Below are 24,002 nucleotides of genomic sequence, written 5' to 3'. Positions count from 1 at the left end.
CAGGCCGAAGCGGTGACGTCGTGGAGCCAGGGCTCCGCGGCATCCGGGATCCGTCGAGGCGCGCTACTCGACGCGACGGAACCGGGGGCCCGAATAGTCGTCGCGTTCGACGTGCTCGGTGAACATCGCGATCGGGCGCACCCAGAACGAGTGGTCGCCGTAGAGCGTGCGGTACGACACGAAGACCTCTTCGGTCTCGGAGTGTCTCGCCGTGCCGAACACTTCGTAGCGCATGCCCTTGAAGTGTTCGTAGACGCCGGGTTCGATCTCGACCGGCGCCGCGTCGTCGTGCGTCACCGCAGCGCGGCCTCGGGCGCGGAGTCGGGGGCTCCGTCGGTGCGCGCCTGCAGGTACTCGCAGAGCTTGCCCGTAGTGTACAGCTCCTCGCCGAGGGCGACGAGGTTGCCACCCGAGAGGGGGAACTCACCGGAGCGTTCCGAGAGAGCCGCCGTCCACATGCGCTCGCAGTCGACGTTCAACGAGATCGACGCGGGACCGTGGTTGAGGTGGACCGCGACCATGCCCGAGTTGAGGTGCTCGGGATCTTCCTGGCGGAGGACGTGCACCGTCGCGTGGGCGACGCTGTCGTGCTTCTCGTAGTCGGTGACCCACTCGTAGATCTCGTCGTAGGTGGGGCGAGCGGTGCAGGTCATGTGTCGAGCCTAGACGGCGGGCCTTCGGCGCGGTCGCCGGGCGTCGATCCGCCGCTCAGACGCCGCGCGCTTCGCCGTTGACCGCGTCGGCGATGGCCGGGGCTATTTCGACCGAGCTGGTGACGCCGTCTCTTTCTCGCCGGAACGCGAGCGGGTATCGTCGGCCCTCCCACGCACCGCGGCGACACGGGAGGCCACGCATGGGCGCATTCGGATGGATCGAGTACGTGTTCTGGGCTGCCATCGCGGTCGGCATCGTCGTGCGGCTCACGATCGCGTTGGTTCGTCGGCGGCGAGGGCGCGAGGCTCTGCGATCCGCGCTGCGTCCGCTGATGGACGCGGGAGCGGCGGAGTCCGCGGCCTACGGATGGACGCCGTCCACCTCGACGGACCTTCCCGCCGTGTACGGGTCCGTACTGACGGGGGAGGGCGACGACGGCCGCCCGCGCGACCTGCCGGATCGCCGGGAGTGACCCTGACGCGCGAGCGTAACCGCGTGAGCTGATCGCGGGAGCCCCCGGCATCCGCCCCCTGTCGTTCATGCGGCGGAATGTGGCACGCATCGTGCGGCGGCGGTGTCGCGGGGTTCGTAGCGTCGGGTGCATGATCGTGCGCGTATCCGAAGCCCACTTGCGGGACGGCGTCGAGGACGAGTTCGTCGAACGGCTGGTCGAGCTCGTGTCGTCATTTCCGTCGCGGCATCCGGGAATGTTGCGGCACGAGGTGCTGGTCGACGACGGGGATGCGCGACGCGTTCTATACGTCAGCGTCTGGGCCGACGAGGTCGCGCTCGAAGGCTACGCGGGGCGGGAATGGCGCACGAGCCCGGTGACGTTTCCCGAGGAGGAGCGGTTCTTGGCGCGTCCGCTCGAACTGCGGCACTTCGTGTCCACCGCCGGAAACATTGATCCACCATCATCGACTGCATGACCGACTCACTCGACGCGACCGACCTCGCCCGCCTCCGCCGCGCCATCGACCTGTCGATCGCGGCGCGCGAGCACGGCAACCACCCGTTCGGTGCCCTGCTCGTCACGGGCGACGGCCGCGTGATCGAGGCCGAGAACACCGTGCTCACCGACCGCGACGTCACGGGTCACGCCGAGACGAACCTCGTGCGACAGGTGTGGAAGGAGGTGGATGTCGCTGAGCTGCCGGCATCCACTCTGTTCACGTCGTGCGAACCCTGCGCCATGTGCTGCGGGGCGATCTTCTGGGCGGGCATCGGCCGTGTCGTGTACGCCCTGTCGGGCACGGGACTCATCGACATCGCCGGGGGAGAGGACGACGGCGCGGCCCTGGACCTGCCCTCGCGAGAGGTCTTCGCGCACGGCGGGCGGGCGATCGCGGTGTCGGGGCCGCACCTCGAGGACGAGGCGGCGGAGCCGCACCGCGGGTTCTGGGGCTGAGCGGGGGCTCAGGAGAAATCGGGGAGAGGAGGTCGGCGAGGCATTTGGAGCGGGCCGGAGGCCAGAATCTGCTCCACTCGCGCGAATGTCCGTGGTGTCAGGTCCTCAGCTGGGAAAAGTCATTGAGCAGGTTCTCAGCCTCTTCGGCGGTCCGGATTCCGAGAATGGCGAGGAGTGTGGCGACGTCGTCAGCGTCGCGCAGCCCCCGTCTCTCGAAGGCGCGAAGTTTCATGGCGAGAAGCGTCGCGGGCGATGCCGCTTGGACGATGATTCCGTCCTGGTCGTAAAGGGTCACCCATTCGGCGCTTCGCCCCATTCCATCGGGGAGGAATATCCCCGCGCGGTCGTTGACCCAGTCGGCGGGCCAGCCTCGCTCGCGCGCGATGGAGGCGGCTGCAGCCATGACATCTTCGGATGGTGTGATCGGACCATCGACGTCCACGGTCATCGGGCGGGCTTCGTCGATCGTCAGAGCGATGGCTGCTCCGCCGACGATCTGCATGGACGCGTTCTTGTCGGCCGCCCTCAGGCGAACGATGATCTCGCGGATCCCGTCGATGATGTCATCGCGGGTCAGCATGCGGGGTGGACGCTCCCCGTCTTGTGAGGAGGACGGCGGTCACAAACTGTGAAGTTCTCCTTGCTCGATTGCCACGCCCCGCTGAAGGAATTCAGCAGGAACCTGCTCGCGATCCGCAGCCAGGAGAAGAGCGCGTGAACCGCGCTGAGGCTCCCACACGGCATCCGGCTGACCGGAGTAGCCGGTGACCCATGAAGGGATCGGAGCGCGAACCTCGTGCAAGCGCAATTCCACGACAGCGGCGATCGCGTCCAGCCAGCGAGAGGGGGAGTCGTCTGGCGGCTCCGCTGAGAGCAGCACCCGTGTCACCGGATCGGCGGAAGCGAGATCGTCGGCCAACTGAAGGAAGCGGCGATAGGCCTGCGCATGCCTGCCGTCGTTCTCGGCACGGGTGATCTCATCGGCGGCGCTCGCGGCGGGCGTGCGTCCTTCGGCGTGGAAGGGAACCCATTCGATCCCCATAGTCGAGGCGAGCCGATCCACAGTCGACGAGGTCGGCTCGCGGTGGCCGTTCTCGATCGCACTGAGATTGCCGGCCCCCACCCCCGATAGCGATGCCACGCTTCGAAGGCTTGCGCCGGAGCGTCGGCGCGCCCTGCGAAGAGTGTTCACGATGCCCATTTCGACCTCCTGTTCTCTTAAACGATAACAGGAGAGGCCCTCAGGGTACGTGGCCTCCGCGATGTCGGGGCCTCCCCCCGGACCATGGGGCTGGTCGTGACGAGATGCCGAACAGGTTGACGGTCGGGGCGTCACTCGGTGTCTGGATGCGACGAGTCGCGAGACATAAGCTCTCGCTCCATTTCGCGGATCGTGCGCCGATACAGGATGACGTACCAGGCGACGCACACGAGCAGGCTGATCGATATAGCCACGACTCCCCAGAGCAATGGATCGCGCAGGGCCAGTAAAGCGAAGGAGAGCCCGGAGATGATCGCGTAACAGGTGAGCCCGACGGCCCAGGCGACGACCTCTCCGCCGGGCGAGAACATGACGCGGTCGCGAAGAAGTTCGGGCGTGGCGAGCTTGCGACGCATCACGATCGGGAACACGACGGCGATAGCCGAGCTGAGGACGAGCAGGAGAACGTCGCCGGCACCCCACTGATCTCCACCCACGCGCGACAACCTAGCGCCCGCCGCGACAGAACAGCAGGCCCGCCCCTCACTTCTGTGCGGGCTGAGACCATCGCTCATGCGCAGATTCCGGATGTTGCCGTTGTGGGTTCTCGCCCCGATTTACTTCGTCCTCATCAGCGGTGTCTATCTCGCCGGCGGGCAGGTGGGAGCCCCGGATCGGCCTCTCGTGGTGGGCCTCGTCGGAACGGTCATTTTCGGCGTGGGGATGACGGTGGCGTTCATCTTCCTCACCAGACGTGCGCGACGCGACGCCGGCGGGGCCGGTGAACTGGAGCGCATCAGGCGGGCGCTCAAGACGGGACGACTTCCTGACCACATCGATGTGGTCGCATGGCGGTCCATCATCGAAAGGCGTCATCAGCAGCTTCAGCGCGCACTGTGGCTGAATCCGGTCGCTTTCGGCTTGATGACCCTTGTTGCGCTCTCGCTCACGATCACGCGAAGCCCGTACTGGGGCCTGGCCGCGGCGTTCTTCGTCGTGATGCTCGTCGTTTCCGTCGTCACCACCCCGCGCAGTCTGCGCAAGAGCGCGGTCATCCGCGAAGAGCTCGCGAGACGCGAAGCGATCGCCGAGGGGACCGACTTGCGGCCAGGTGAGGCTCGCGCTGTCGCGAGCCGAGACGACGACCCCGCGCACACGCCGCCCTCGTCCTAAGCGCGCGCAACGGCGGTTGCGAGCTAGTCGGCAGCTCCGGACGTAAGGGGCTTCGAGGGGTACTCACGCAGCACCAGCGAGGTGGTGACCGGGCCGAAACGCGCGAGCGAATCGACGACCCTTTCCAACCGTGCTGCGTCGACGCAGTGCACGTCGAAGATCAGACAGTCCTCACCCGTCACTCGCAGAGTCGACGTGACCTCCTCCATCTGTGACGCCAGTTGCAATGCGGGGCCGAGTTGCGCGTGGGTGGTGCGCAGGCGGATGACGGCGCGGATGTTCAGGCCCAGGACGGCTGCGTCGACGACGGCGCGATACCCGGAGATGACGCCCGTTTTCTCGAGCCGCGCGATGCGGGCGCTGGCCGCCGGCTGCGACAAGCCGACCCTGCGACCCACCTCGGCGCCGGTGAGTCGCCCGTCGTCTTGCAGTAACTCGAGAATCCGGCGGTCCACTCGGTCCAATGGTTCCATCGCGTTTCGGTCCTCCCGCTTAGGGATCGCTTGCTGCGCTCGCACTCCGGTGATGATCCCATCATGCTCGATCCGAAAGCCCCCGCTGCGGGGTGATCTGAAACGCGGATGCAAAGGAAGAACGTGATCGGATATGTGATGGTCCCCGGCATCGGAGGATCGGACGACGCGCACTGGCAGACCCGGTGGGAGCGCCGGTGGGGCGGTGAGATCGCCGTCCGGATCGAGCCGAACTCGTGGTCGCAGCCGGATCTCGAGAACTGGGTCGCATCGATCGATCAGGCGGTGGCAGCCCTCGAGCGGCGCGTAGACGATGTCGTTCTGATCGCGCACAGCCTCGGATGCTGGGCGGTAGCACGGTGGCTGCAGGAAGCGAGTGGTCGCTCTCCGCGAGGGGTGCTCATCGTGGCGCCGCCGGACCCGACGGGCGACGCGTTTCCCGTCGAAGAGGCTGGGAGCTTCACGGGCATCGACGTGCGGCCCCTGCCCTGCCCCAGCGTGGTCGTGGCCAGCGCGAACGATCCGTACTGCACTCTCGGAATCGCGGAGGGCTTCGCGCGCGGGTGGGGCAGCGACTTCGTCGTCGCGGGTGACCTCGGCCATCTCAACGCGGCGAGCGGTCTCGGAGAGTGGCGGATGGGCCGGGACGTGCTCGACCGGGCGTTCGCCGACGACTGACCGAGGCCCCGCGATCTCCCCGCGCGGTGCCCCGGCCCAGACCTCACGCCACCGCGCGGATGACGCCCGTGATGAGCAGGGTAATCACCGTCGTCCACAGCACGATCGCCGCGGCCTGCCAGGCGATCACGCGCAGCGGGGGCACACCGGTCGAGGTGAGGGCGGCGGCGGTGAACTGCGTCGGCAGGAGCAGGGGGCCGAGCAGGCTCACACCGGGGGTTCCGTAGCGGTGGTAGGCCTTCTCGAACTTCTCGCGGCGCGCGGTCGGAGGCTTCGCGGCGGCTCCGCGGCGGGTGGTGACGGCGGTGCGCACGCGCGCGGTGGCGAGCACGACGATGGCCACGCAGATGAGGTTGCCCACGGCGCCGGCGATCGCCGCGACGACGGGGTGGATGCCGCCGATGATGCCGATCGCGGCGGCTCCCTCGCCCTCGATGAAGGGCACGGCGCCGGCCAGGGCGACGATCAGCGGCTGGACGAACTCGGGCACATCGGAGACGAGGTCCTGGAAACCGAGGACGAGATCGCTGACGGGGTTCGACATGAGTTCTCCTGGGGGATGAGTCCGCGGCGTGTTCCGCGGTGATTCCATCCCATCGATCCGCGCCGTTCTGCGGCAGTGTCGCGGTGTCATGACTGCACGGGAGGATGCGACGGGCCACCCGTGACGAATGTCACGGCCGTACAGTGGCCGGGGTGAGCACCTCCACCGCCACCTACGCCCGCGACGTGCGCGTCACCTGGTGGTACACGGCGTCGTCGATCCTGTTCCTCCACCTGTTCGCGGCTCTCATCTGGTCGCTCACCGTCTTCGTCGACGGCACCGTGCCGGCATTCGTGCTCAACCTCGTCGGGGTGGCCGGGTCGCTGGCATCCGGTGTTCTGCTGCTCGTCCGCTACCGCCGTGAGCCGCTCGACGATGGCGAGGACGCGATCCGCCGTCGTGCGTGGCCGCTCGTCGCCCTCGGCGTCGTCTCGGCGGTGCTCATGGGCGTCAGCGCCGGATCGCTGCTGCTCGGCGTCGGCTTCGCCGCGCAGGCGCTGTGTCTCGTGCGCTGGAGGCACGGCATCCGGCTGCGTCTTGTCGTGCTGCTGCTCGCCGTGATCGCGGCGGCCTGGTTCGTGGATGCCACGCGCATCCACCCCGACGGATACGAGGTCAGCGGCTTCGCCCTGCCGATGTTCGTCGCGATGCTCGCGCCCCTGACCGCGACCTCGCTGTGGTGGTGGGACATCGTGCGTGAACTCGACCGCGCGCGCCGCGCCGAGGGGCGTCTCGCCGCCGCGCAAGAGCGCCTGCGCCTCGCCGGCGACCTGCACGACCTGCAGGGCCACCACTTGCAGGTGATCGCGCTGCAGCTCGAGCTCGCCGAGAAGATGATGGGGAGGGATCCGGATGCCGCGGTCGAACAGGTGCGCGCGGCTCGCGCGAGCGTCGACGAAGCCCGCCGCGGCACGCGGGATCTGGCCGCGCGGTTCCGCGGAGTGCCCCTGCCCGACGAACTCGCCAACGCCGCCGACCTGCTGCGCGCGGCAGGGCTGACCGTCGATCTGCTGGTCGACGCCGAGGCCGATCGGGCGCCGGCCGACGTGCTCGGGCCGGTCGTACGCGAATCGACGACGAACGTGCTCAAGCACGGCGGCGGGGTCTCGGCCTCGCTCTCGCTCGCCCGCCACGAGGGCGCCTGGGTGCTGGTCGTCGAGAACGACTCGCGGGGTGCCGCGTCTCCCGTCGGCGACGGGGCGGGGCTGTCGGGCATCGCCGAACGCGTGGGATCGGTGGGAGGGACGGTGGATGCCACACGGCTCGGCGACCGCTTCCGCGTGACGGTTCGAGTGCCCGAGGAGGTTGCCGCATGATCCGCGTGCTCATCGCCGACGACGAAGACATGATCCGCACAGCGCTCGCCGCATTGCTGCGGCTGGAGGACGACCTCGAGGTCGTGGCCGAATGCCGCGACGGCGAAAGCGCCGTGACCGAGGCGCAGCGGCTGAAGCCCGACGTGTGCCTGCTCGATCTCGAGATGCCCGGACTCGACGGGGTCGACACGGCCGCGAAGATCCTGCGCAGCGTCGCCTCGCGCTGCGTGATCGTCACGCGTCACGCGCGACCCGGCGTTCTGCGACGCGCGCTCGGTGCGGGGGTCGACGGGTTCCTGCCCAAGTCGAGGCCCGCGGATGACGTGGCGGCGGTGATCCGCGAGGTCGCGGCCGGGCGGCGCTACGTCGACCCCGAGATCGCCGCCGACGCGCTGAGCGACGAGCGCAGCCCTCTCACTGACCGCGAGCTCGACGTGCTGCGCGCGGGAGCTCGGGGAGAGACGGTCGCCGAGATCGCGGCATCCCTTCACCTGTCGGCGGGGACGGTGCGCAACCACGTGTCGTCGGTGCTCGGCAAGCTCGGGCTCGCGAGCAGGCAGCAGGCGACGATCCACGCGCGCGAGCGGGGATGGATCTGATGGAGGACGAGCTGGCGCCGATCGAGTTCATGTTCCCCGGGCCCGGTCGCGACCGCATCGTCGCGGCGATCTGCGCGGGCGAGAAGACAGCGACGAGCTCGCTGGAGCAGGAGTACACCGTCGCCGGCGACCCGTTCCCCGCCGTCGGCGAGCGGGGCGTGGTGATCGACTCTTTCGGTGAGCCGGTGTGCGTCATCGAGACGACCGCGGTCGAGGTCGTGGCCCTGCGGGACGTTCCCCTCCCTCATGTCCTGGCCGAGGGGGAGGGCTACGCGTCGGTCGCGCAGTGGCGCGACGGTCACGTGCGGTTCTGGACGTCGGACGCGATGCGCGACGAGCTGGGAGCGGACTTCGCCATCGACGACGACACGCGGGTGGTGCTGGAGCGGTTCGCCGTCGTGGGCTGACGCCCGCGGTCAGTCGACGACGGCGGCGACCGCCTCGATCTCGACCAACTGGTCGTCGTAGCCGAGGACGGTGACGCCCATCAGCGTGCTCGGCACGTCGTGGTCGCCGAATGCGTCGCGCACGACCTCCCACGCCGCGACGAGATCGGCCTGGCGAGTGGATGCCACGAGCACGCGCGTGCTGATCACGTCGGTGATCGTCGCGCCGGCCTCGCGCAGGGCGATCGTCATGTTCTCGATGCAGCTCGCGGCCTGCGCCGCGTAGTCGCCGACGCCGGCGGTCGAGCCGTCGGCGCTCAACGGGCACGAGCCGGCGAGGAAGATCAGGCGGGCGTTCGCTGGAGCGGTGGCGGCGTAGGCGTACTCGGCGGCATCCGACAGCGACGCGGAACGGATGAGGGTCACGACGGACGGCATGGTTCGAGGCTCCCGGAGGTGGCGATGTCGGAGGTCCTCGCCAGACTAGGCGCATGCCTCTCTTCGATCACCTGAGTGTCAGCGTCTCCGACGTCGATCGCGCGATCGCGCAGTTCGATCCGATCCTTACCGCTCTCGGGCTCGAGCGCACGGATGGCGGCAACGGGGCCTCGTGGTACGCCGAAGGCGAGACCGAGTTCATCGTGCTGCCAGCCCGAGATACGGCATCCGGCCCCCACGAACACGGGCGGGTCGGCTGGCAGCACCTCGCGTTCGCCGTCGCCTCGCGTGCCGAGGTCGACCGCATGCACGCTCTGGCGCTGGATGCCGGGTGGACGGCCGTGCGCGAACCCAAGGAGTATCCCCGGTTCACGCCGACGTACTACGCGTCGTTCGTCGAAGACTCCGACGGCATCCGCATCGAATTCATGCACAACCCGGGGTGAGCGGCATCCGTCAAGCTCTGCCTCCCGCCCGCCGGCGTCGCTACGGTCGGGGCATGGCGGACAACGCAGCGGGGGACGCGGGGCTGGCGCGGTACGTGATCATCGGGGTGGTCGTCGGCATCATCGCCGGGCCGCTCATCGGGCTGCTCGTGCCCTCGATCGGGGTCGGATTTGGCATCTCGATCGGCCTGTTCCTCGGGATCATCGGCGCGGTCATCGCGTGGTTCGTGGTGCGTCCGAAGAAGTGAGCCGACGCCCGCCGAAGCGGTGCGAGCAGGCGGCTCAGATCACGACGCGGGCGGGCACGTGAGCGCAAAATCGATCGTCGCGTCGTACTGCTGCGCGTTCTCGACCGCGGCATCGACATCGGGCGGGGTCGCCGACGACCGCGGCGGCGACCATGTTGCCGACCCTGGGCATTACGCCGGCCACGCGCTCTGGCGTCGGCGATCGAACTCTGGCGCCTGAGGAGTCGGCCGAGCCGCAGGCGGTCACTGCAAGTGCGCTCATGGTGGCCAACAGCCCCAGCGCGTACAGACGACCACGAGAATGCGTGCCTCGAACCTCTCAGGGATCGCCCTGCCGGGCACGGCGGCATCCGGGAACCCCCTCCCATCGAAGGGGCAAGGGTCGGGGGTCTCCAGCCCCGTCTAGTAGGGTTGTCGACTGGCGAAGATCTCTTGATATCGAGAGAGTTCGCCTCCTCCCACCACCGATCGCCCAGCGAAGGATTGTCCGTGGATCTCTACGAGTACCAGGCACGTGATCTGTTCGAAAAGTACGAGGTGCCGGTACTCGCCGGCATCATCGCCGACACCCCTGAGGAGGCGAAGGCGGCCGCGGAGAAGCTCGGCGGTGTCGTCGTCGTCAAGGCTCAGGTCAAGACCGGAGGCCGCGGCAAGGCCGGCGGCGTGAAGGTCGCGAAGAACCCCGACGAGGCGTTCGAGGCGGCCCAGGCCATCCTCGGCCTCGACATCAAGGGTCACGTCGTCAAGCGCGTCATGGTCGCCGCCGGCGCCCGCATCGCCAAGGAGTTCTACTTCTCGGTGCTGCTCGACCGTGCCAACCGTTCCTACCTCTCGCTCTCGAGCGTCGAAGGCGGCATGGAGATCGAGGAGCTCGCCGTCGAGCGTCCCGAGGCGCTCGCGCGCATCGAGGTCGACCCGATCGAGGGCATCACGCCCGAGAAGGCCCTCGAGATCGCCAAGGCCGCGAAGTTCGACGACGAGCTGGCCCCCAAGGTGGCCGACGTCTTCGTCAAGCTCTTCAACGTCTACAAGGGCGAGGACGCCACGCTCGTCGAGGTGAACCCCCTCATCCAGAGCGAAGACGGCGACATCATCGCCCTCGACGGCAAGGTCTCGCTCGACGAGAACGCCGGCTTCCGCCACCCCGACCACGAGGCGCTCGAAGACAAGGACGCCGCCGACCCGCTCGAGGCCAAGGCCAAGCAGCACGACCTCAATTACGTCAAGCTCGACGGTCAGGTCGGCATCATCGGCAACGGCGCGGGCCTGGTCATGTCGACCCTCGACGTCGTCGCGTACGCCGGCGAGAAGCACAACGGCGTCAAGCCCGCCAACTTCCTCGACATCGGCGGCGGCGCCTCGGCGACCGTCATGGCCGCCGGCCTCGACGTCATCCTCGGCGACGAGCAGGTCAAGAGCGTCTTCGTGAACGTCTTCGGTGGCATCACCTCGTGCGTCGCCGTGGCCGAGGGCATCGTCAAGGCCCTCGAGATCCTCGGTGACACCGCCACCAAGCCGCTCGTCGTGCGCCTCGACGGCAACCAGGTCGAAGAGGGTCGCCAGATCCTCGCCGCCGCCAACCACCCGCTCGTCACCCTCGCCGCCGGTATGGACGAGGGTGCCGACAAGGCCGCCGAACTGGCCAACGCGTAACCCTTCGACAAGCTCAGGGACCGGATAAAGAGAACATGTCTATCTACCTCAACAAGGACTCCAGGGTCATCGTCCAGGGCATCACCGGCGGTGAGGGCACCAAGCACACCGCCCTCATGCTCAAGGCCGGCACCCAGGTCGTCGGTGGCGTGAACGCCCGCAAGGCCGGCACCACGGTCTCGCACAAGGACGCGTCGGGCAACGACGTCGAGCTGCCCGTCTTCGCGTCGGTCGAAGAGGCCATCCGCGAGACCGGCGCCGACGTGTCGATCGCGTTCGTGCCCCCGGCCTTCACCAAGGACGCGATGGTCGAGGCCATCGACGCCGAGATCCCCCTGCTCGTGGTGATCACCGAGGGCGTGCCCGTCGGCGACACCGCCGAGGCGTGGGCGTACTCGAAGGCCAAGGGCGAGAAGACCCGCATCATCGGCCCGAACTGCCCCGGCATCATCACGCCCGGCGAGGCGCTCGTGGGCATCACGCCCGCGAACATCACCGGCAAGGGACCCATCGGCCTCGTGTCGAAGTCGGGCACCCTGACCTACCAGATGATGTTCGAGCTGCGCGACCTCGGCTTCTCGACCGCCATCGGCATCGGCGGCGACCCGGTCATCGGCACCACGCACATCGACGCCCTCGCGGCGTTCGAGGCCGACCCCGAGACCAAGGCCATCGTCATGATCGGTGAGATCGGTGGAGACGCCGAAGAGCGCGCCGCCGACTTCATCAAGGCCAACGTCACCAAGCCGGTCGTCGGCTACGTCGCCGGCTTCACCGCTCCCGAGGGCAAGACCATGGGCCACGCCGGCGCCATCGTTTCGGGCTCGGCCGGTACCGCTCAGGCGAAGAAGGAGGCCCTCGAGGCCGCCGGCGTCAAGGTCGGCAAGACGCCGTCCGAGGCTGCCGCCCTGATGCGCGAGATCATCGAAGCGCTCTGACGCTTCGCTCTTCGGGCCCGGATGCCATGGCATCCGGGCCCTTTCGCGTGTCCGGCGCGGCCGGCGCGGCCGGCGCGGGCGCGCGGGCGGCCGGGGCGGGCGCGAAAACGCATTCGATTGCCGAGGACGCATCGGATGGGCGGGAAACGGGTGCGATCTCGGCGAACGGGTGCGTTTTCGGGGGCGGCGGGTCGGGGGCGACGGATGGCGAGACGCGGCGCTTCGCCGGGGCGGCGCTGCGGGGGTGGCGGCGCGGGCGGGGCGGGGTGGACCGGGTGAGGACGTACACGATCGTCGAGGACGTATCGGACGGGCGGGAAACGAGTGCGGTCTCGGCGAACGGGTGCGCGTCTTCGGTCTACGGCTCGCTCGCTCCGCCGCGCGCGGCGCGGGGCGGCGGCGGCGCGGCGCGGCGCGGGCGGCCGGGCCGTGCGGCAGCGACGGAAAGGGGCCCGGATGCCGTGGCATCCGGACCCCTCCGAGGGGAATCGGACCTCAGCCGAGCAGGGCCTCGACCGGGCCGCGGGCGAAGAAGACCACGAAGCCGGCGGCGACGATCCACAGCAGCGGGCTGATCCGACGCGCGCGACCCGACAGTGCCTGGATCAGCACCCAGCTGACGAAGCCCGCACCGATGCCGTTGGCGATCGAGTAGGTCAGCGGCATGACCGTGACCGTGAGGAACACGGGGATCAGCACCGACAGGTCGGAGAGGTCGACGTGGCGGATCTGCGCCATCATCAGCGCACCGACGATGACCAGCGCCGCGGCGGCGATCTCGCTCGGCACGATGCTGGTCAGGGGCGTGAAGAACATCGCCAGCAGGAACAGCCCGCCGGTCACGACGTTGGCGAGGCCCGTGCGGGCGCCCTCGCCGATGCCGGAGCCCGACTCGATGAACACCGTGTTCGACGACGACGAGGTCGCGCCTCCGGCGACGGCGCCGATGCCCTCGATCACCAGCGCCGAGCGCAGGCGGGGGAAGGTGCCGTCGGGGGCCGCGAGTCCCGCCTCGCGCGAGAGGCCGGTCATGGTGCCCATCGCGTCGAAGAAGTTCGTGAACACGAGCGTGAACACCAGCATGAGGGCGGCGAGGATGCCGATGCGGCCGAACGATCCGGCCAGGTCGACCTGGCCGACGAGGGAGAGGTCGGGAAGGCTGACCCACTGCGCGGGGAGGGTCGGCACGGTCAGGCCCCAGCCGCCGGCGTTGCCGTCGGCCTTCGCGCCGAGACCCGCGACCGCCTCGACGATCACGGCGATGACGGTGCCCGAGAGCAGACCGATCAGCAGCGCGGCCTTGACCTTGCGCACGAGGAGGACGGCGGTGATGACGAGGGTCAGCACGAAGAGGGCGGTCGGGATCGTGGCGATCGAACCGCCGACGCCGAGGCCCACCGGGGGAGAGCTGAGGCCGGTGGAGGTGACCAGGCCGCTGTCGACGAAGCCGATGAAGGCGATGAACAGGCCGATGCCGACGGTGATCGCCGTCTTCAGCGCGAGGGGCACGGCCTCGAAGATCATTCGGCGCAGGCCCGTGACGGCGAGCAGCACGATGATCAGGCCGTTGATGACGACGAGTCCCATGGCCTCGGGCCAGGTGACCTCGCCCACGATGCCGACCGCGAGGAACGAGTTGATGCCCAGGCCAGCGGCGAAGGCGAACGGCAGCCGGGTCACGAGGCCGAAGAGCATCGTCATGACACCCGCGGTGAGCGCGGTGACCGCGGCGACTTGCGTGAAGCCGAGGGCGTTGCCGGCGACGTCGGGCGTGCCCGACAGGATGATCGGGTTGAGGATGACGATGTAGGCCATCGTCACGAAGGTGACCACGCCGCCGCGGACCTCCGCGCCGACGGTCGAGCCGCGCGCGGTGATCTCGAAGAACTTGTCGAGACGGTTCTTCGGGGCGGGAACGGTCGTGGTCTCGGGAGCAGAAGCGCTCATGAAGGCTCCAGGAAAAAGGGGGAGGGGCTAGACCGGAGGGGAAGACGCCGACGTATCGTGTGAGCTATGTCACTCTCAGGAGAGTATCTACCCAGCACCAGCGAATGGGCCCGTCAGCAGGCGGAAACGTTCGAAGCCACGGGGGGCAAGGAGTCCGCCGACATGCGGGGCGTACCCATCATCGTCCTCACCACCGTCGGCGCCAAAACGGGCGGCCTGCGAAAGACCGCACTGATGCGCGTCGAGCACGAGGGAAAGTACGCGGTCGTGGCCTCGAAGGGCGGCGCCCCGGAGCACCCCGCGTGGTTCTACAACCTCGTGAAGAACCCTCGCGTCGCCCTGCAGGACGGCGACGTGAAGAAAGAGTACGACGCGCACCAGGCCGAGGGTGCCGAGCGCGAGGAGTGGTGGGGCTACGCGACCGAGGTCTGGCCCGACTACGACGAGTACCAGAAGAAGACCGACCGCCGCATCGAGCTGTTCGTGCTGGAGCCGGTCGACTGATCGAGGTCCCTGAGCTTGTCGAAGGGCCGGGGCGTTCTGCGGGCTCCGGTGGCTTCGACAGGCTCAGCCACCTCGGTGGGCGCGGCGCGGATTGCGGGGGCTTCGATAGGCTCAGCCACCTCGTGAGGAGGTCCCTGAGCTTGTCGAAGGGCCCGGGCGTCTGCGGGTTCCGGTGGCTTCGACAGGCTCAGCCACCTCGGTGGGCGCGGCGCGGATTGCGGGGGCTTCGACAGGCTCAGCCACCTCGAGCTCGGCCACCTCGGGCTCAGCCACCTCGGCGGGACCAAACCTCACACCACGCCCGGGGCCGCGTGAGAGAAACGTTCGCCGGGGGTAACGCGGGCGCGAGGGCGGGGGAAACCTCGGCTGCCTAGCGTCGGGGCATGGCCCGCTCGAACCCCGCAACCGGAACGAAACACGCCGCTGACGCCTCGGCAAAGTCCGCCGCGTACGGTGACGGCATGCTCCACCCCGCTCCATCCGGATCCGTCGTGGTCGTGGGTGCGGGAATGGTGGCCCACCGCTTCGTCGAGAGCCTTACCAGCCGCGACACCGACGGTCGTTGGTCGGTCACGGTGCTGGGCGACGAGGCACGCGGCCCGTACGACCGCGTCGGCCTCACCGGCTACTTCAGCGGCAAGACCCCCGACGACCTCGCCCTCGACCCCGCCGTGCTCGAACATGACCGCGTGCGGGTACGCACCGACGCCCGCGTCACGGCGATCGACCGGGAGAAGCGCACCGTCACCACCGCCGGAGGGTCGACGCACGCGTACGACCGCCTCGTGCTGGCGACCGGCTCGTTCGCCGCGCGCCTGGCCCTCGACGGCTTCGACCACCAGGGCTGTTTCGTCTACCGCACGCTCGACGACGTCGCGGCGATGCGGGCGTGGGTCGCGAAGCGCTCGGCCCAGCTCGGCCGGCCCCTGCGTGGCGCGGTCGTCGGCGGCGGTCTGCTCGGACTCGAGGCCGCGGGAGCCCTGCAGGCCGAGGGCGTCTCGCCGTTCGTGCTGCAGTCGAACGAGCGCCTCATGTCGGCTCAGCTCGACCTGGGCGGGGCGCGCACCCTGCAGCGGCTCATCGAAGCGCGCGGCATCGAGGTGCGCACGAGCTCGGTGACGACCCGGGTGGATGCCGACAAGACCGGCGCCGTATGCGGCCTCGAGCTGCGCGACGGCACGTGGGAGGCCGTCGACATCGTGGTCTTCACGGTCGGCGTGCGGCCCCGTGACGAGCTCGCGCGTGCAGCCGAGCTGCGGGTGGACCCCCGCGGCGGCGTCGTGATCGACGAGGGCTGCGACACCTCGGATCCCGCGATCATGGCGATCGGGGAGGTCGCGAGCTTCGACGGGCAGTGCATCGGTCTCGTCGCCCCCGGGTACGCGATGGCCGAGGTCGCCGCGACCCGCCTGCTCGGCGGCGAGGCCGCCTTCCCCGGGTTCGACACCTCGGCCAAGCTCAAGCTCTCGGGCGTCGAGGTCGCGAGCTTCGGCGACGCGTTCGCCGAGACGCCGAACGCCCTCGACGTCACCTACGCCGACCCGGTGTCGGGCGTCTACAAGAAGCTCGTGCTGAGCGATGACGCGCAGACGCTGCTCGGCGGCATCCTGGTCGGCGACGCCTCGGCGTACACCTCGCTGCGTCCGCTCGTCGGTCGTGCCCTCGGCGGCGACCCCGCGGCCTACCTCATGCCCTCCGACCTCGCCCCGGCCCCGCAGGGCGACCTGCCCGCCGATGCGATCGTCTGCTCGTGCAACGGCGTCACCGCCGGAACCGTGCGCGAGGCCGTCACCGAACACCAGTGCGCGGACGCCGCCGAGGTCAAGGCCTGCACCAAGGCCGGGGCCGCGTGCGGCTCGTGCTTCACGCTCGTGAAGAAGCTCGTGGCGACCGAGTTGGCGGCATCCGGAAAAGAAGTCTCGAATGGACTGTGCGAGCACTTCTCGTTCACGCGGGCGCAGCTGTTCGACGCCGTCCGGGTGTCGGGGCTGCGCACCTTCACCTCGATCGTCGAGCGCTTCGGCACCGGCCGCGGTTGCGACATCTGCAAGCCGGCCCTCGCAAGCATCCTCGCGAGCCTGTACTCGGGGCACGTGCTCGACGGCGAGCTCGCGACGATGCAGGACACCAACGACCACGTGATGGCCAACATCCAGCGCGACGGCAGCTACAGCGTCGTCCCGCGCATTCCCGGCGGCGAGATCACGCCCGAGGGGCTGATGGTGATCGGCGAGGTCGCGCGCGACTTCGGGCTGTACACGAAGATCACCGGCGGCCAGCGGATCGACCTGTTCGGCGCCCGCCTCGACCAGCTGCCCGACATCTGGAAGCGCCTCGTCGACGCCGGCTTCGAGTCGGGCCACGCGTACGGCAAGTCGCTGCGCACCGTGAAGTCGTGCGTCGGCTCGACCTGGTGCCGCTACGGCGTGCAGGACGCGGTCGGCATGGCCGTGCAGCTCGAGCTGCGCTATCGCGGCCTGCGGTCGCCGCACAAGCTCAAGTTCGGCGTCTCGGGCTGCGCGCGCGAGTGCGCCGAGGCCCGCGGCAAAGACATCGGGGTGATCGCGACCGAGGCCGGCTGGAACCTCTACGTCGGCGGCAACGGCGGCTTCACCCCTCGCCACGCGGTGCTGTTCGCCGAGGGTCTCGACGACGAGGGGCTGCTGCGCGCGATCGACCGGTTCCTCATGTTCTACATCCGCACCGCCGACCGGCTGCAGCGCACCGCTCCCTGGGCGGAGGAGTACGAGGGGGGTCTCGAGGCGCTGAAGGGCGTCGTGTTCGACGACACGCTCGGCATCGCCGACGATCTCGACCGGGCCATGGCATCCCACATCGACGCCTACGAAGACGAATGGGCAGCGACCCTCGCCGACCCCGAGAAGCTCAAGCGCTTCCAGAGTTTCGTGAACGCCCCCGACAAGGCCGACCCCTCGCTCGCCTACGTCGCCGAGCGCGGCCAGGCCCGACCCGCCACGGCCGAGGAACGCGCGTCGGGCGCGGTGCTCATCGGTGGCACGACGCTGGCGGTGCGGTCATGACCCTGATGGAGACGACTCCGGATGCCGGGACCCCGGCGGTGACGTCGAGCTCGACCGGCGCTCCCGACGGGCCGGCGGCGCAGGACTGGATCCGCGTCTGCCGCGTCGACGACCTGCTCATCGAGCGCGGGGCCGCAGCGCTCCTCGGCGACCGGCAGATCGCGCTGTTCCGCACGTTCGACGGGCGAATATTCGCGACCGACCAGATCGACCCGTTCAGCGGAGCGGCGGTGCTCTCGCGCGGGATCGTCGGCGACCGCGGGGGAGTGCCCACCGTGGCCTCGCCCATGTACAAGCAGGTGTTCGACCTGCGCACGGGAGCCTGCCTCGACACGCAGGGCAAGGAGCCGCTGACCGTGGCCGTTCACCCGGTCGCGGTCGCCGACGGGGATGTGTTCGTGAAGCTCGTGACCGGCGCGGTGCCGGCCGACGGCGCGCACGCCGATCCCGCGCATGCCGACCTCGCAGAAGGAGACGCCCGATGATCGCTCTCGCAGGACTCGACCTCACCGACAAGCTCGTCGTGTGCGTGGGCGGCGGCTCCGTCGCCGAGAAGCGCATCGCTCGGCTGCGGACCGCCGGCGCCCGGGTGCGGGTGGTCGCCCCCGTCGCGACGCCGGGTCTCGCCGCGCTCGCCGCCGCGGGCGACATCGAATGGCGGGCCCGCGCCTTCGCCGCCGAAGACCTCGACGACGCCTGGTTCTGCCACACGGCCACGGGCGCGGCATCCGTCGACGCCGCCGTCGTCGCCGCGGCCGAGGCCCGCCGCGTGTGGTGCGTCAACGCGGGGCACGGGGGCAAGGGCACCGCGCGCCTGGCCGCCGAGACCACGAGCGGCGACGTCATGGTCGGCGTCGTCTCCACCGCCGGCGCCGACCCCCGCCGCAGCGTCGCCGTGCGCGACGCCATCGCCCAGCGCCTCGCCGAAGGCGCCCTTCCGCTCCGCCGCCGACGTCGCCCGCTCGTGGGGAGTGTGGCGCTCGTCGGCGGCGGTCCCGGCCCGGTCGATCTGCTGACGGTGCGCGCCCGCGCGTTGCTGGCCGAGGCCGACGTCGTCGTGCACGACCGGCTCGGACCCACCGGCGTGCTCGCCGAGCTCGGCGACGACGTCGAGCTGATCGACGTGGGCAAGCGCCCGCAGCACCACCCGGTGCCGCAGCACGAGATCAACGCCATCCTCGTCGAACGCGCGTCTCGCGGCCTGCGGGTCGTGCGGCTCAAGGGCGGTGACCCGTTCGTCTACGGCCGCGGTGGTGAAGAGGTCATCGCGTGCCGTGAGGCCGGGATCGCGGTCGAGGTCGTGCCCGGCATCTCGAGCGCGATCGCCGTTCCCTCGTCGGCGGGCATTCCCGTGACGCACCGAGGTGTCGCCGGTACCCTGCATGTCGTGAACGGTCAGGAGACCCCGAGCGAAGCGACCCTCGCCGCCCTGCGCGACGACAGTGCCACGGTCGTCGCGCTGATGGGCGTGAGCGCCCTGCCGCGGTTCGTCGCCGCGGCCCGCGCCGCCGGGGCTCCTGAGACGCGACCCGTCGCCTTCGTCGAGAACGGCCACACGCCCGCTCAGCGCACGATCCGCACCACGCTCGGGACGGCGATGGCGGATGCCGAGACCCACCGCCTCGCGAACCCCGCGGTGCTGGTGTTCGGGAAGGTCGCCCGGGCCGATCTGCTGCTGCCGGTCGCGCCGCCCGCCGTGGCTCAGGCTCCTGCGCCGTCAGTGGCGGTCGCGGTTGCCCAGAGCGAGGGCATCGGGTGACCACACCCGCGCGGACGATCAGCACGGTGCTCCAGGGGTGCACCGTGCTGCTTCCCGTCGACCGACGGTCGGGAGAACTGTCGGCCGCGCTCGAACGTCACGGCGCGCGCGTGCGCGTCGCGCCGGCGCTCACGATCGTCCCGCACGTCGATGACGACGAGCTGATCGCGCAGACGCGGTCGCTGGTCGACGACCCGCCCGACGTCGTCGTTGCCACCACCGGCGTGGGGTTCCGCGCCTGGATGGAGACCGCTGACGAGGCGGGCCTGCACGACGCTCTGGCCCCCGTGCTCGACATCGCACGGATCGTGGCCCGCGGCCCCAAGGCGCGCGGGGCGATCCAGCAGGCCGGGTTCGAGGCCGACTGGGTCGCCGAGAGCGAGACGGCCGCCGAACTGCGCGACTTCCTCGTGGCCGAGGGGATCGAGGGCCTCCACGTCGCGGTGCAGCACCACGGCTCGGGGGCCGACGGTCTCGACGAGGCGTTCGAAGCGGCCGGGGCCCGCGTGACCAGCCTCACGATCTACCGCTGGGGCCCGCCGCCCGATCCCGAGGTCGTCGCCGCGTCGACCCAGCAGGTGGCGCGCGGAGAGATCGACGCGGTGCTGTTCACCTCGGCTCCCGCCGCTCGCGAGTGGATCCTCGCCGCCGAACGGGCCGACGCGCTCGACGGAGTGGCCTCGCGAGCCGCCCGCGGGCACGTGCTCGTCGCCGCCGTCGGGCCCATCACCGCCGGTCCGCTCGTCGAGGCGGGCATCACCCCGCTCATCCCCGACCGCGGTCGGCTCGGAGCGCTCGTGCGCGCCGTGGTCACGCACTACGGCGGGGCGGACGCGGCGCTCATCCCCACGACGGTCGGGCGCCTCGGCATCCGCTCATCGGGGATCGTGCTCGACGGGGAGTTCACGCCCCTACCGCGCACCGGCGTCGAGATCCTGCGGGCGCTCGCCAAGAACCCCGGAGCCGTCGTCTCGCGCGCCGATCTGATCGCCGCGCTGTCGAGCGCGGAGTCCAGCGGCCATGCCGTCGAGGTCGCCGTGGCCCGCACGCGCGAGGCGCTCGGCGGGCTCGACCTGATCCGCACCGTCTACAAGCGCGGATACCGGCTCGACGTGATCGACGAGGAGGACGCATGACCGCCGTACTGATCGCCTGCGCCCACGGCACGAGGTTCGAAGAGGGTCGCGTCGTCGTGCGCGAGCTGCTGGAGGTGCTGCGCTCCACCGCTCCTGCGGGCGTCGAGGTGCTCGAGGCGTACGTCGACGTGCACGGTCCGTACGTCACCGACGTGGTCGCCGCAGCGCGGGAGCGCACGGACGACATCGTGATCGTGCCCCTGCTGCTGTCGACCGGCTACCACACCGAGGTCGACCTGGTGGAGGCCGCCGGCGGACTCCCGGTCGCCCCCGCGCTCGGACCTCACCCGGTGCTGGCCGAGATCCTCGCCGATCGGGTGCGCGCCGCCGGTGCCGCTCACGACGACACCGTCGTGCTCGCCGCGGCCGGATCCACCCGCCCGGGCGCCGTGGTCGACGTCGAGCGGATGGCGGAGCTGATGGCGGATGCCGGTGTCACAGGTCCCGTCGTCACGGCCTACGCCGCGGCATCCGACCCCCGCATTCCGGATGCCGTGGCCACAGCACGCGCGGACGGTCGACGCACGGTCGCCGCGAGCTACGTGCTCGCACCGGGACACTTCTCGCGCGTGATCGAGAAGGCGGATGCCGACCTGACCACCGCCCCGATCGGTGCCGACCCGCGCCTGGCGACGGTGGTGTGGGAGCGGTGGGCCGCGGCGCGACGCGCCCGGACCTCGCCCGAGGTGGCTGAGCTTGTCGAAGCCGCCGGTGGTGCGTCGACGCCGGGCTCGGCGGAGGTGGCTGAGCTTGTCGAAGCCCCCGGTCGCGCGTCGGTCCCGGACCCTTCGACGGGCTCAGGGTCCTCGGTTGCGGAGGTGGCTGAGCCTGTGGAAGCCGCCGGTCATCTGTCGGTTCCGGACCCTTCGACAGGCTCAGGGTCCTCGGTGGCGGAGGTGGCTGAGCCTGTCGAAGCCCCCGGTCATCCGGCGATGCCGGACCCTTCGACAGGCTCAGGGTCCTCGGTGGCGGAGGTGGCTGAGCCTGTCGAAGCCGCCGGTCATCCGTCGGTCCCGGACCCTTCGACGGGCTCAGGGTCCTCGGTGGCGGAGGTGGCTGAGCTAGTCGAAGCCGCCGGTCATCCGTCGGTCCCGGACCCTTCGACGGGCTCAGGGTCCTCGGTGGCGGAGGTGGCTGAGCCTGTCGAAGCCCCCGGTCGCGCGTCGGTCCCGGACCCTTCGACAGGCTCAGGGGCCTCCTCGCGCGGGGTGCTCGCCGCGGTGCGCGCGCTCGCGTCGCGCGCTCGCCGCCGCGCCTGAGCGGCGGTCGAAGGAGGCGCGGGTAGGGTTCCTCTCGCCCATGCATCGCCTCCTCGTCGCCCTTCTGGCCGCTCTCGACGCCGTTCTGGCCGCCGCGGGCGGTATCGCCGTGGTGCTCGCACCTCTCACGCTGCTGTGGGTGTTCGGCATCGGCACCCCCGACTGGTCGGCCCTGTGGCCGGCGTCGGCCGCGGTGTGGCACCTCGGCCACCTGGTGCCGGTCACCCTCACGCTGCCCGACACGTATCTCGCGGCGACCGGCATCGACCCCTCGTTCGCGACCTTCACGCTGTCGCTCGCCCCTCTCGCCTTCGCCGCCTTCACCGCGCTGTTCGCCGCGCGCTCGGGAGCCCGCGCCGGAGAGGCGGGAGCAGCCCTCAGCGGCTGGCTGTCGGGATCGGTGGTCTTCACCGCCCTGACCACTGTCGTCGCCCTGACCTCGAACGCCGCGCTCGTGGCATCCGACACCTGGCTCTCGATCCTTCTGCCGTCGCTGTTCTTCGTCGTCCCCTCGTTCGTCGGGGCGGTGCTCGGTGCGTGGCGGGTGGGCGACGACGGCCCCGTCGACGTCGTGCGCGGATGGATCTCGCGGATGCCGCGGGACTGGGCCCGCGTGCCCGCCCTGGCGCTGCGCGGTTTCGCCGTCACCGCGCTCGGACTGGTCGCCGTCGCCTCGGTGGTGGTCGTGGCCGGCCTCATCGCGCGCTCGACGCAGGTGATCGGGCTGTTCCAGGCCAGCAACGCCGACGCGCTCGGCGCCACCGTCATCGCCCTCGGGCAGGTGATGTACCTGCCGACGCTCGTGCTGTGGGCCCTGTCGTTCACGGCCGGCCCGGGCTTCGCGCTCGGCACCGACACCGCCGTGACGCCGGCGGCGACGCAGGTCGGAGCGCTCCCCGGCATCCCGGTGCTCGGCGCGGTCCCCGACACCACCTCGTCGTGGCTGCTGCTGCTCGTGCTGCTTCCCGTCGCGGTCGGCGCCCTGACCGGGTGGATCCTGCGATCCCGGATGCCGCTGCACGATGACCACGAACCCGTCGCACCCCGGCTGGTCGTCGCCCTCAGCGTCGCGGTGCTCACCGGCGGAGCGGGCGCGCTCGCCGCGGTGCTCTCGAGCGGAGCGATCGGGCCCGGACGACTCGTCGAGACCGGCCCGCAGCCCGGCCCCCTCGCTCTCGCGCTGGGCCTCGAAGTGCTCGTCGGACTCGCGATCATGCTGCTCGGCCCCCGCGTCGGCGGCGACGCCCCGGCCGAGGTCGTCGAGCAGCGCGACGAGACGCCCGCGTTCGTGCCGGCCCCCCGCGAGCACGCCGCGTTCGACCACGACGAGCACGCGACCGGCCCCGCCCCCGTGCTCGCGGCCCCCGGAACCGGCATCGCCTCCGACGTCTGGCCCCGTACCTTCACCGAACCGGATGCCGGCGGCCCTAGCCCTTCGCCCGCCGCGACGCCCGAGCGCACCGACGTCGGCCTGACCGACGAGGAGCGCGCTCGCATCCGCGCGGCGTGGGGCTCGGCCGACCGCGACGACCGCTGACCCGCTTCGGCGCGCTCCGACCCACCTGCGTAGACTGAGCGCGTGCTCACGGTCGCCGTCCTCATCTCCGGCACCGGCTCCAACCTCCGCGCCCTGCTCGAGGCGGCATCCGCCCCCGACTTTCCGGCGCGCGTCGTGGTGGTCGGTGCCGATCGCGAAGCCGACGGCTTCGCCCACGCCGAGCACTTCGGCATCCCCAGCTTCCTCGTCGCGTACGACTCGTTCGAGAGCCGCGAAGAGTGGGGCGCCGAACTGGGCGCGCAGCTGGCCGTGTGGAATCCCGACCTCGTCGTGCTGAGCGGACTCATGCGCCTGCTGCCGGCCGACCTCGTCGCCGCGTGGGAACCCCGCATCATCAACACCCACCCCGCGTACCTGCCCGAGTTCCCCGGAGCTCACGGCGTGCGCGACGCCCTCGCCGCCGGCGTCGAGCAGACCGGAGCGAGCGTCATCGTCGTCGACTCCGGCGTCGACACCGGGCCGATCCTCGCCCAGGAGCGCATCCCCGTGCTGCCCGGCGACACCGAAGACACCCTGCACGAGCGCATCAAGCCCGTCGAACGACGTCTGCTCATCGACGTCGTGCGCCGCATCGCCGAGGGCGAGCTCGACCTCGCCGCCGCGGCATCCCGAACCGCCTGACCCGCGCGGCGGGCGCTCGCCC

29 protein-coding genes are annotated in these 24,002 nt (G+C 70.5%); 20 read left to right on the top strand and 9 right to left on the bottom strand.

The features are described 5' to 3' along the window. Positions 1 to 63: 63 nt before the first annotated feature. The gene (locus ABXS86_RS07040; RefSeq protein WP_353666061.1) at positions 64 to 297 is read right to left on the bottom strand and encodes a DUF1653 domain-containing protein; all 234 of its coding nucleotides are present in this window, start codon (positions 295 to 297) and stop codon (positions 64 to 66) included. Beyond that, positions 294 to 653 (bottom strand): hypothetical protein, encoded by a 360-nt coding sequence (locus ABXS86_RS07035; protein WP_307209422.1) that lies wholly within the window; start codon positions 651 to 653, stop codon positions 294 to 296. The genes ABXS86_RS07040 and ABXS86_RS07035 overlap by 4 nt, the downstream gene beginning before the upstream one ends. A gap of 200 nt (positions 654 to 853) precedes the next feature. Here ABXS86_RS07035 and ABXS86_RS07030 point away from each other — a divergent pair, with 200 nt between their 5' ends. The 3 genes from ABXS86_RS07030 (at position 854) to ABXS86_RS07020 (ending at position 2,062) form a co-directional block, all read left to right on the top strand. Then, positions 854 to 1,126, top strand: a complete 273-nt coding sequence (locus tag ABXS86_RS07030; RefSeq protein WP_353666060.1) for a hypothetical protein — start codon at positions 854 to 856, stop codon at positions 1,124 to 1,126. A gap of 130 nt (positions 1,127 to 1,256) precedes the next feature. Next, entirely contained in the window at positions 1,257 to 1,583 is a 327-nt protein-coding gene (locus ABXS86_RS07025; RefSeq protein ID WP_353666059.1) for a putative quinol monooxygenase, read from the top strand. Further along, a complete protein-coding gene (locus ABXS86_RS07020; protein ID WP_353666058.1) occupies positions 1,580 to 2,062 on the top strand; it encodes a nucleoside deaminase in 483 nt (160 codons plus the stop codon). Before ABXS86_RS07025 ends, ABXS86_RS07020 begins: the two co-directional genes overlap by 4 nt. 97 nt (positions 2,063 to 2,159) lie before the next feature. Here ABXS86_RS07020 and ABXS86_RS07015 read toward each other — a convergent pair whose 3' ends face one another. The 3 genes from ABXS86_RS07015 to ABXS86_RS07005 form a co-directional block, all read right to left on the bottom strand. Next, entirely contained in the window at positions 2,160 to 2,642 is a 483-nt protein-coding gene (locus tag ABXS86_RS07015; protein WP_353666057.1) for a hypothetical protein, read from the bottom strand. A 39-nt stretch (positions 2,643 to 2,681) separates the two neighbouring features. Beyond that, a complete protein-coding gene (locus ABXS86_RS07010) occupies positions 2,682 to 3,263 on the bottom strand; it encodes a helix-turn-helix domain-containing protein (RefSeq protein ID WP_353666056.1) in 582 nt (193 codons plus the stop codon). 131 nt (positions 3,264 to 3,394) lie between these two features. Further along, positions 3,395 to 3,760 carry a hypothetical protein gene (locus ABXS86_RS07005; RefSeq protein WP_353666055.1) on the bottom strand — a complete coding sequence of 122 codons (366 nt, stop codon included), beginning with the start codon at positions 3,758 to 3,760 and terminating at the stop codon, positions 3,395 to 3,397. A 76-nt stretch (positions 3,761 to 3,836) separates the two neighbouring features. On the opposite strand from ABXS86_RS07005, the gene ABXS86_RS07000 reads away from it, so the two are divergent. Continuing rightward, positions 3,837 to 4,436 carry a hypothetical protein gene (locus ABXS86_RS07000; protein ID WP_353666054.1) on the top strand — a complete coding sequence of 200 codons (600 nt, stop codon included), beginning with the start codon at positions 3,837 to 3,839 and terminating at the stop codon, positions 4,434 to 4,436. Positions 4,437 to 4,459: 23 nt separating this feature from the next. On the opposite strand, the gene ABXS86_RS06995 is transcribed toward ABXS86_RS07000, so the two are convergent. Continuing rightward, entirely contained in the window at positions 4,460 to 4,891 is a 432-nt protein-coding gene (locus ABXS86_RS06995) for an Lrp/AsnC family transcriptional regulator (RefSeq protein WP_353666053.1), read from the bottom strand. Between the two features lie 141 nt (positions 4,892 to 5,032). Between ABXS86_RS06995 and ABXS86_RS06990 the strand changes: the two genes are divergently transcribed. Then, positions 5,033 to 5,587, top strand: a complete 555-nt coding sequence (locus tag ABXS86_RS06990; protein WP_353666052.1) for an RBBP9/YdeN family alpha/beta hydrolase — start codon at positions 5,033 to 5,035, stop codon at positions 5,585 to 5,587. A 43-nt stretch (positions 5,588 to 5,630) separates the two neighbouring features. Here ABXS86_RS06990 and ABXS86_RS06985 read toward each other — a convergent pair whose 3' ends face one another. Then, positions 5,631 to 6,131 carry a small multidrug efflux protein gene (locus tag ABXS86_RS06985; protein ID WP_353666051.1) on the bottom strand — a complete coding sequence of 167 codons (501 nt, stop codon included), beginning with the start codon at positions 6,129 to 6,131 and terminating at the stop codon, positions 5,631 to 5,633. A gap of 152 nt (positions 6,132 to 6,283) precedes the next feature. Between ABXS86_RS06985 and ABXS86_RS06980 the strand changes: the two genes are divergently transcribed. From ABXS86_RS06980 to ABXS86_RS06970, 3 genes are read left to right on the top strand one after another with little or no spacing between them, the layout of a single operon-like run. Beyond that, positions 6,284 to 7,447, top strand: coding sequence for a sensor histidine kinase (locus ABXS86_RS06980; RefSeq protein ID WP_353666050.1), 1,164 nt, complete (start codon positions 6,284 to 6,286; stop codon positions 7,445 to 7,447). Next, a complete protein-coding gene (locus tag ABXS86_RS06975; protein ID WP_154096107.1) occupies positions 7,444 to 8,046 on the top strand; it encodes a DNA-binding response regulator in 603 nt (200 codons plus the stop codon). The genes ABXS86_RS06980 and ABXS86_RS06975 overlap by 4 nt, the downstream gene beginning before the upstream one ends. Continuing rightward, positions 8,046 to 8,453, top strand: a complete 408-nt coding sequence (locus ABXS86_RS06970; protein WP_353666049.1) for an ASCH domain-containing protein — start codon at positions 8,046 to 8,048, stop codon at positions 8,451 to 8,453. Before ABXS86_RS06975 ends, ABXS86_RS06970 begins: the two co-directional genes overlap by 1 nt. Before the next feature lie 9 nt (positions 8,454 to 8,462). On the opposite strand, the gene ABXS86_RS06965 is transcribed toward ABXS86_RS06970, so the two are convergent. Continuing rightward, positions 8,463 to 8,870 (bottom strand): RidA family protein, encoded by a 408-nt coding sequence (locus ABXS86_RS06965; protein WP_353666048.1) that lies wholly within the window; start codon positions 8,868 to 8,870, stop codon positions 8,463 to 8,465. Positions 8,871 to 8,923: 53 nt separating this feature from the next. Between ABXS86_RS06965 and ABXS86_RS06960 the strand changes: the two genes are divergently transcribed. The 4 genes from ABXS86_RS06960 to sucD all read left to right on the top strand — a co-directional run bounded on the left by ABXS86_RS06960 (position 8,924) and on the right by sucD (position 12,155). Further along, positions 8,924 to 9,316 (top strand): VOC family protein, encoded by a 393-nt coding sequence (locus ABXS86_RS06960; RefSeq protein WP_353666047.1) that lies wholly within the window; start codon positions 8,924 to 8,926, stop codon positions 9,314 to 9,316. Between the two features lie 53 nt (positions 9,317 to 9,369). Then, on the top strand, positions 9,370 to 9,564 hold the full coding sequence (locus ABXS86_RS06955; protein WP_144829200.1) for a hypothetical protein: 195 nt from the start codon (positions 9,370 to 9,372) through the stop codon (positions 9,562 to 9,564). Positions 9,565 to 10,053: 489 nt separating this feature from the next. After that, positions 10,054 to 11,217: an ADP-forming succinate--CoA ligase subunit beta gene (sucC, locus tag ABXS86_RS06950; RefSeq protein ID WP_251504791.1), complete on the top strand. Its 1,164-nt coding sequence runs from the start codon at positions 10,054 to 10,056 to the stop codon at positions 11,215 to 11,217. Between the two features lie 35 nt (positions 11,218 to 11,252). Then, positions 11,253 to 12,155: a succinate--CoA ligase subunit alpha gene (gene sucD, locus ABXS86_RS06945; protein ID WP_353666046.1), complete on the top strand. Its 903-nt coding sequence runs from the start codon at positions 11,253 to 11,255 to the stop codon at positions 12,153 to 12,155. Positions 12,156 to 12,650: 495 nt separating this feature from the next. Here sucD and ABXS86_RS06940 read toward each other — a convergent pair whose 3' ends face one another. Continuing rightward, positions 12,651 to 14,102 carry an NCS2 family permease gene (locus ABXS86_RS06940; protein ID WP_307209457.1) on the bottom strand — a complete coding sequence of 484 codons (1,452 nt, stop codon included), beginning with the start codon at positions 14,100 to 14,102 and terminating at the stop codon, positions 12,651 to 12,653. A 66-nt stretch (positions 14,103 to 14,168) separates the two neighbouring features. Between ABXS86_RS06940 and ABXS86_RS06935 the strand changes: the two genes are divergently transcribed. The 8 genes from ABXS86_RS06935 to purN all read left to right on the top strand — a co-directional run bounded on the left by ABXS86_RS06935 (position 14,169) and on the right by purN (position 23,980). After that, positions 14,169 to 14,606 carry a nitroreductase family deazaflavin-dependent oxidoreductase gene (locus ABXS86_RS06935; protein ID WP_353666045.1) on the top strand — a complete coding sequence of 146 codons (438 nt, stop codon included), beginning with the start codon at positions 14,169 to 14,171 and terminating at the stop codon, positions 14,604 to 14,606. A gap of 461 nt (positions 14,607 to 15,067) precedes the next feature. Further along, the gene (gene nirB, locus ABXS86_RS06930; RefSeq protein WP_307214021.1) at positions 15,068 to 17,647 is read left to right on the top strand and encodes a nitrite reductase large subunit NirB; all 2,580 of its coding nucleotides are present in this window, start codon (positions 15,068 to 15,070) and stop codon (positions 17,645 to 17,647) included. Then, positions 17,644 to 18,132 (top strand): nitrite reductase small subunit NirD, encoded by a 489-nt coding sequence (nirD, locus tag ABXS86_RS06925; protein WP_353666044.1) that lies wholly within the window; start codon positions 17,644 to 17,646, stop codon positions 18,130 to 18,132. The genes nirB and nirD overlap by 4 nt, the downstream gene beginning before the upstream one ends. Then, on the top strand, positions 18,129 to 19,406 hold the full coding sequence (cobA, locus tag ABXS86_RS06920) for a uroporphyrinogen-III C-methyltransferase (protein ID WP_353666043.1): 1,278 nt from the start codon (positions 18,129 to 18,131) through the stop codon (positions 19,404 to 19,406). The genes nirD and cobA overlap by 4 nt, the downstream gene beginning before the upstream one ends. Next, the gene (locus ABXS86_RS06915) at positions 19,403 to 20,542 is read left to right on the top strand and encodes a uroporphyrinogen-III synthase (RefSeq protein WP_353666042.1); all 1,140 of its coding nucleotides are present in this window, start codon (positions 19,403 to 19,405) and stop codon (positions 20,540 to 20,542) included. Before cobA ends, ABXS86_RS06915 begins: the two co-directional genes overlap by 4 nt. Beyond that, positions 20,539 to 21,801: a CbiX/SirB N-terminal domain-containing protein gene (locus ABXS86_RS06910; RefSeq protein ID WP_353666041.1), complete on the top strand. Its 1,263-nt coding sequence runs from the start codon at positions 20,539 to 20,541 to the stop codon at positions 21,799 to 21,801. Before ABXS86_RS06915 ends, ABXS86_RS06910 begins: the two co-directional genes overlap by 4 nt. Before the next feature lie 40 nt (positions 21,802 to 21,841). Then, positions 21,842 to 23,338 (top strand): DUF6350 family protein, encoded by a 1,497-nt coding sequence (locus ABXS86_RS06905; RefSeq protein ID WP_353666040.1) that lies wholly within the window; start codon positions 21,842 to 21,844, stop codon positions 23,336 to 23,338. A 42-nt stretch (positions 23,339 to 23,380) separates the two neighbouring features. Then, entirely contained in the window at positions 23,381 to 23,980 is a 600-nt protein-coding gene (gene purN / locus ABXS86_RS06900; protein ID WP_154096099.1) for a phosphoribosylglycinamide formyltransferase, read from the top strand. Positions 23,981 to 24,002 lie beyond the last annotated feature (22 nt).

Source organism: Microbacterium sp. che218 (genome assembly GCF_040436305.1).
Lineage (GTDB): Bacteria > Actinomycetota > Actinomycetes > Actinomycetales > Microbacteriaceae > Microbacterium > Microbacterium algihabitans.
The sequence above is the reverse complement of the archived record's forward strand: the minus strand, read 5'-3'. Positions and strand labels throughout refer to the sequence as shown.

Bases quoted from the DNA above. Each gene is read 5' to 3' on its own strand.
- ABXS86_RS06960 (WP_353666047.1), top strand. From the start codon at position 8,924: ATGCCTCTCTTCGATCACCTGAGTGTCAGCGTCTCCGACGTCGATCGC.
- ABXS86_RS06905 (WP_353666040.1), top strand. From the start codon at position 21,842: ATGCATCGCCTCCTCGTCGCCCTTCTGGCCGCTCTCGACGCCGTTCTG.
- ABXS86_RS06940 (WP_307209457.1), bottom strand. From the start codon at position 14,102: ATGAGCGCTTCTGCTCCCGAGACCACGACCGTTCCCGCCCCGAAGAAC.
- ABXS86_RS06975 (WP_154096107.1), top strand. From the start codon at position 7,444: ATGATCCGCGTGCTCATCGCCGACGACGAAGACATGATCCGCACAGCG.
- ABXS86_RS07015 (WP_353666057.1), bottom strand. From the start codon at position 2,642: ATGCTGACCCGCGATGACATCATCGACGGGATCCGCGAGATCATCGTT.
- ABXS86_RS06965 (WP_353666048.1), bottom strand. From the start codon at position 8,870: ATGCCGTCCGTCGTGACCCTCATCCGTTCCGCGTCGCTGTCGGATGCC.
- nirD (WP_353666044.1), top strand. From the start codon at position 17,644: ATGACCCTGATGGAGACGACTCCGGATGCCGGGACCCCGGCGGTGACG.
- sucD (WP_353666046.1), top strand. From the start codon at position 11,253: ATGTCTATCTACCTCAACAAGGACTCCAGGGTCATCGTCCAGGGCATC.
- ABXS86_RS07000 (WP_353666054.1), top strand. From the start codon at position 3,837: ATGCGCAGATTCCGGATGTTGCCGTTGTGGGTTCTCGCCCCGATTTAC.
- ABXS86_RS06955 (WP_144829200.1), top strand. From the start codon at position 9,370: ATGGCGGACAACGCAGCGGGGGACGCGGGGCTGGCGCGGTACGTGATC.
- nirB (WP_307214021.1), top strand. From the start codon at position 15,068: ATGCTCCACCCCGCTCCATCCGGATCCGTCGTGGTCGTGGGTGCGGGA.
- ABXS86_RS06935 (WP_353666045.1), top strand. From the start codon at position 14,169: ATGTCACTCTCAGGAGAGTATCTACCCAGCACCAGCGAATGGGCCCGT.
- cobA (WP_353666043.1), top strand. From the start codon at position 18,129: ATGATCGCTCTCGCAGGACTCGACCTCACCGACAAGCTCGTCGTGTGC.
- ABXS86_RS07030 (WP_353666060.1), top strand. From the start codon at position 854: ATGGGCGCATTCGGATGGATCGAGTACGTGTTCTGGGCTGCCATCGCG.
- ABXS86_RS06910 (WP_353666041.1), top strand. From the start codon at position 20,539: ATGACCGCCGTACTGATCGCCTGCGCCCACGGCACGAGGTTCGAAGAG.
- ABXS86_RS07035 (WP_307209422.1), bottom strand. From the start codon at position 653: ATGACCTGCACCGCTCGCCCCACCTACGACGAGATCTACGAGTGGGTC.
- ABXS86_RS07010 (WP_353666056.1), bottom strand. From the start codon at position 3,263: ATGGGCATCGTGAACACTCTTCGCAGGGCGCGCCGACGCTCCGGCGCA.
- ABXS86_RS07025 (WP_353666059.1), top strand. From the start codon at position 1,257: ATGATCGTGCGCGTATCCGAAGCCCACTTGCGGGACGGCGTCGAGGAC.
- ABXS86_RS06970 (WP_353666049.1), top strand. From the start codon at position 8,046: ATGGAGGACGAGCTGGCGCCGATCGAGTTCATGTTCCCCGGGCCCGGT.
- ABXS86_RS07020 (WP_353666058.1), top strand. From the start codon at position 1,580: ATGACCGACTCACTCGACGCGACCGACCTCGCCCGCCTCCGCCGCGCC.
- ABXS86_RS06985 (WP_353666051.1), bottom strand. From the start codon at position 6,131: ATGTCGAACCCCGTCAGCGATCTCGTCCTCGGTTTCCAGGACCTCGTC.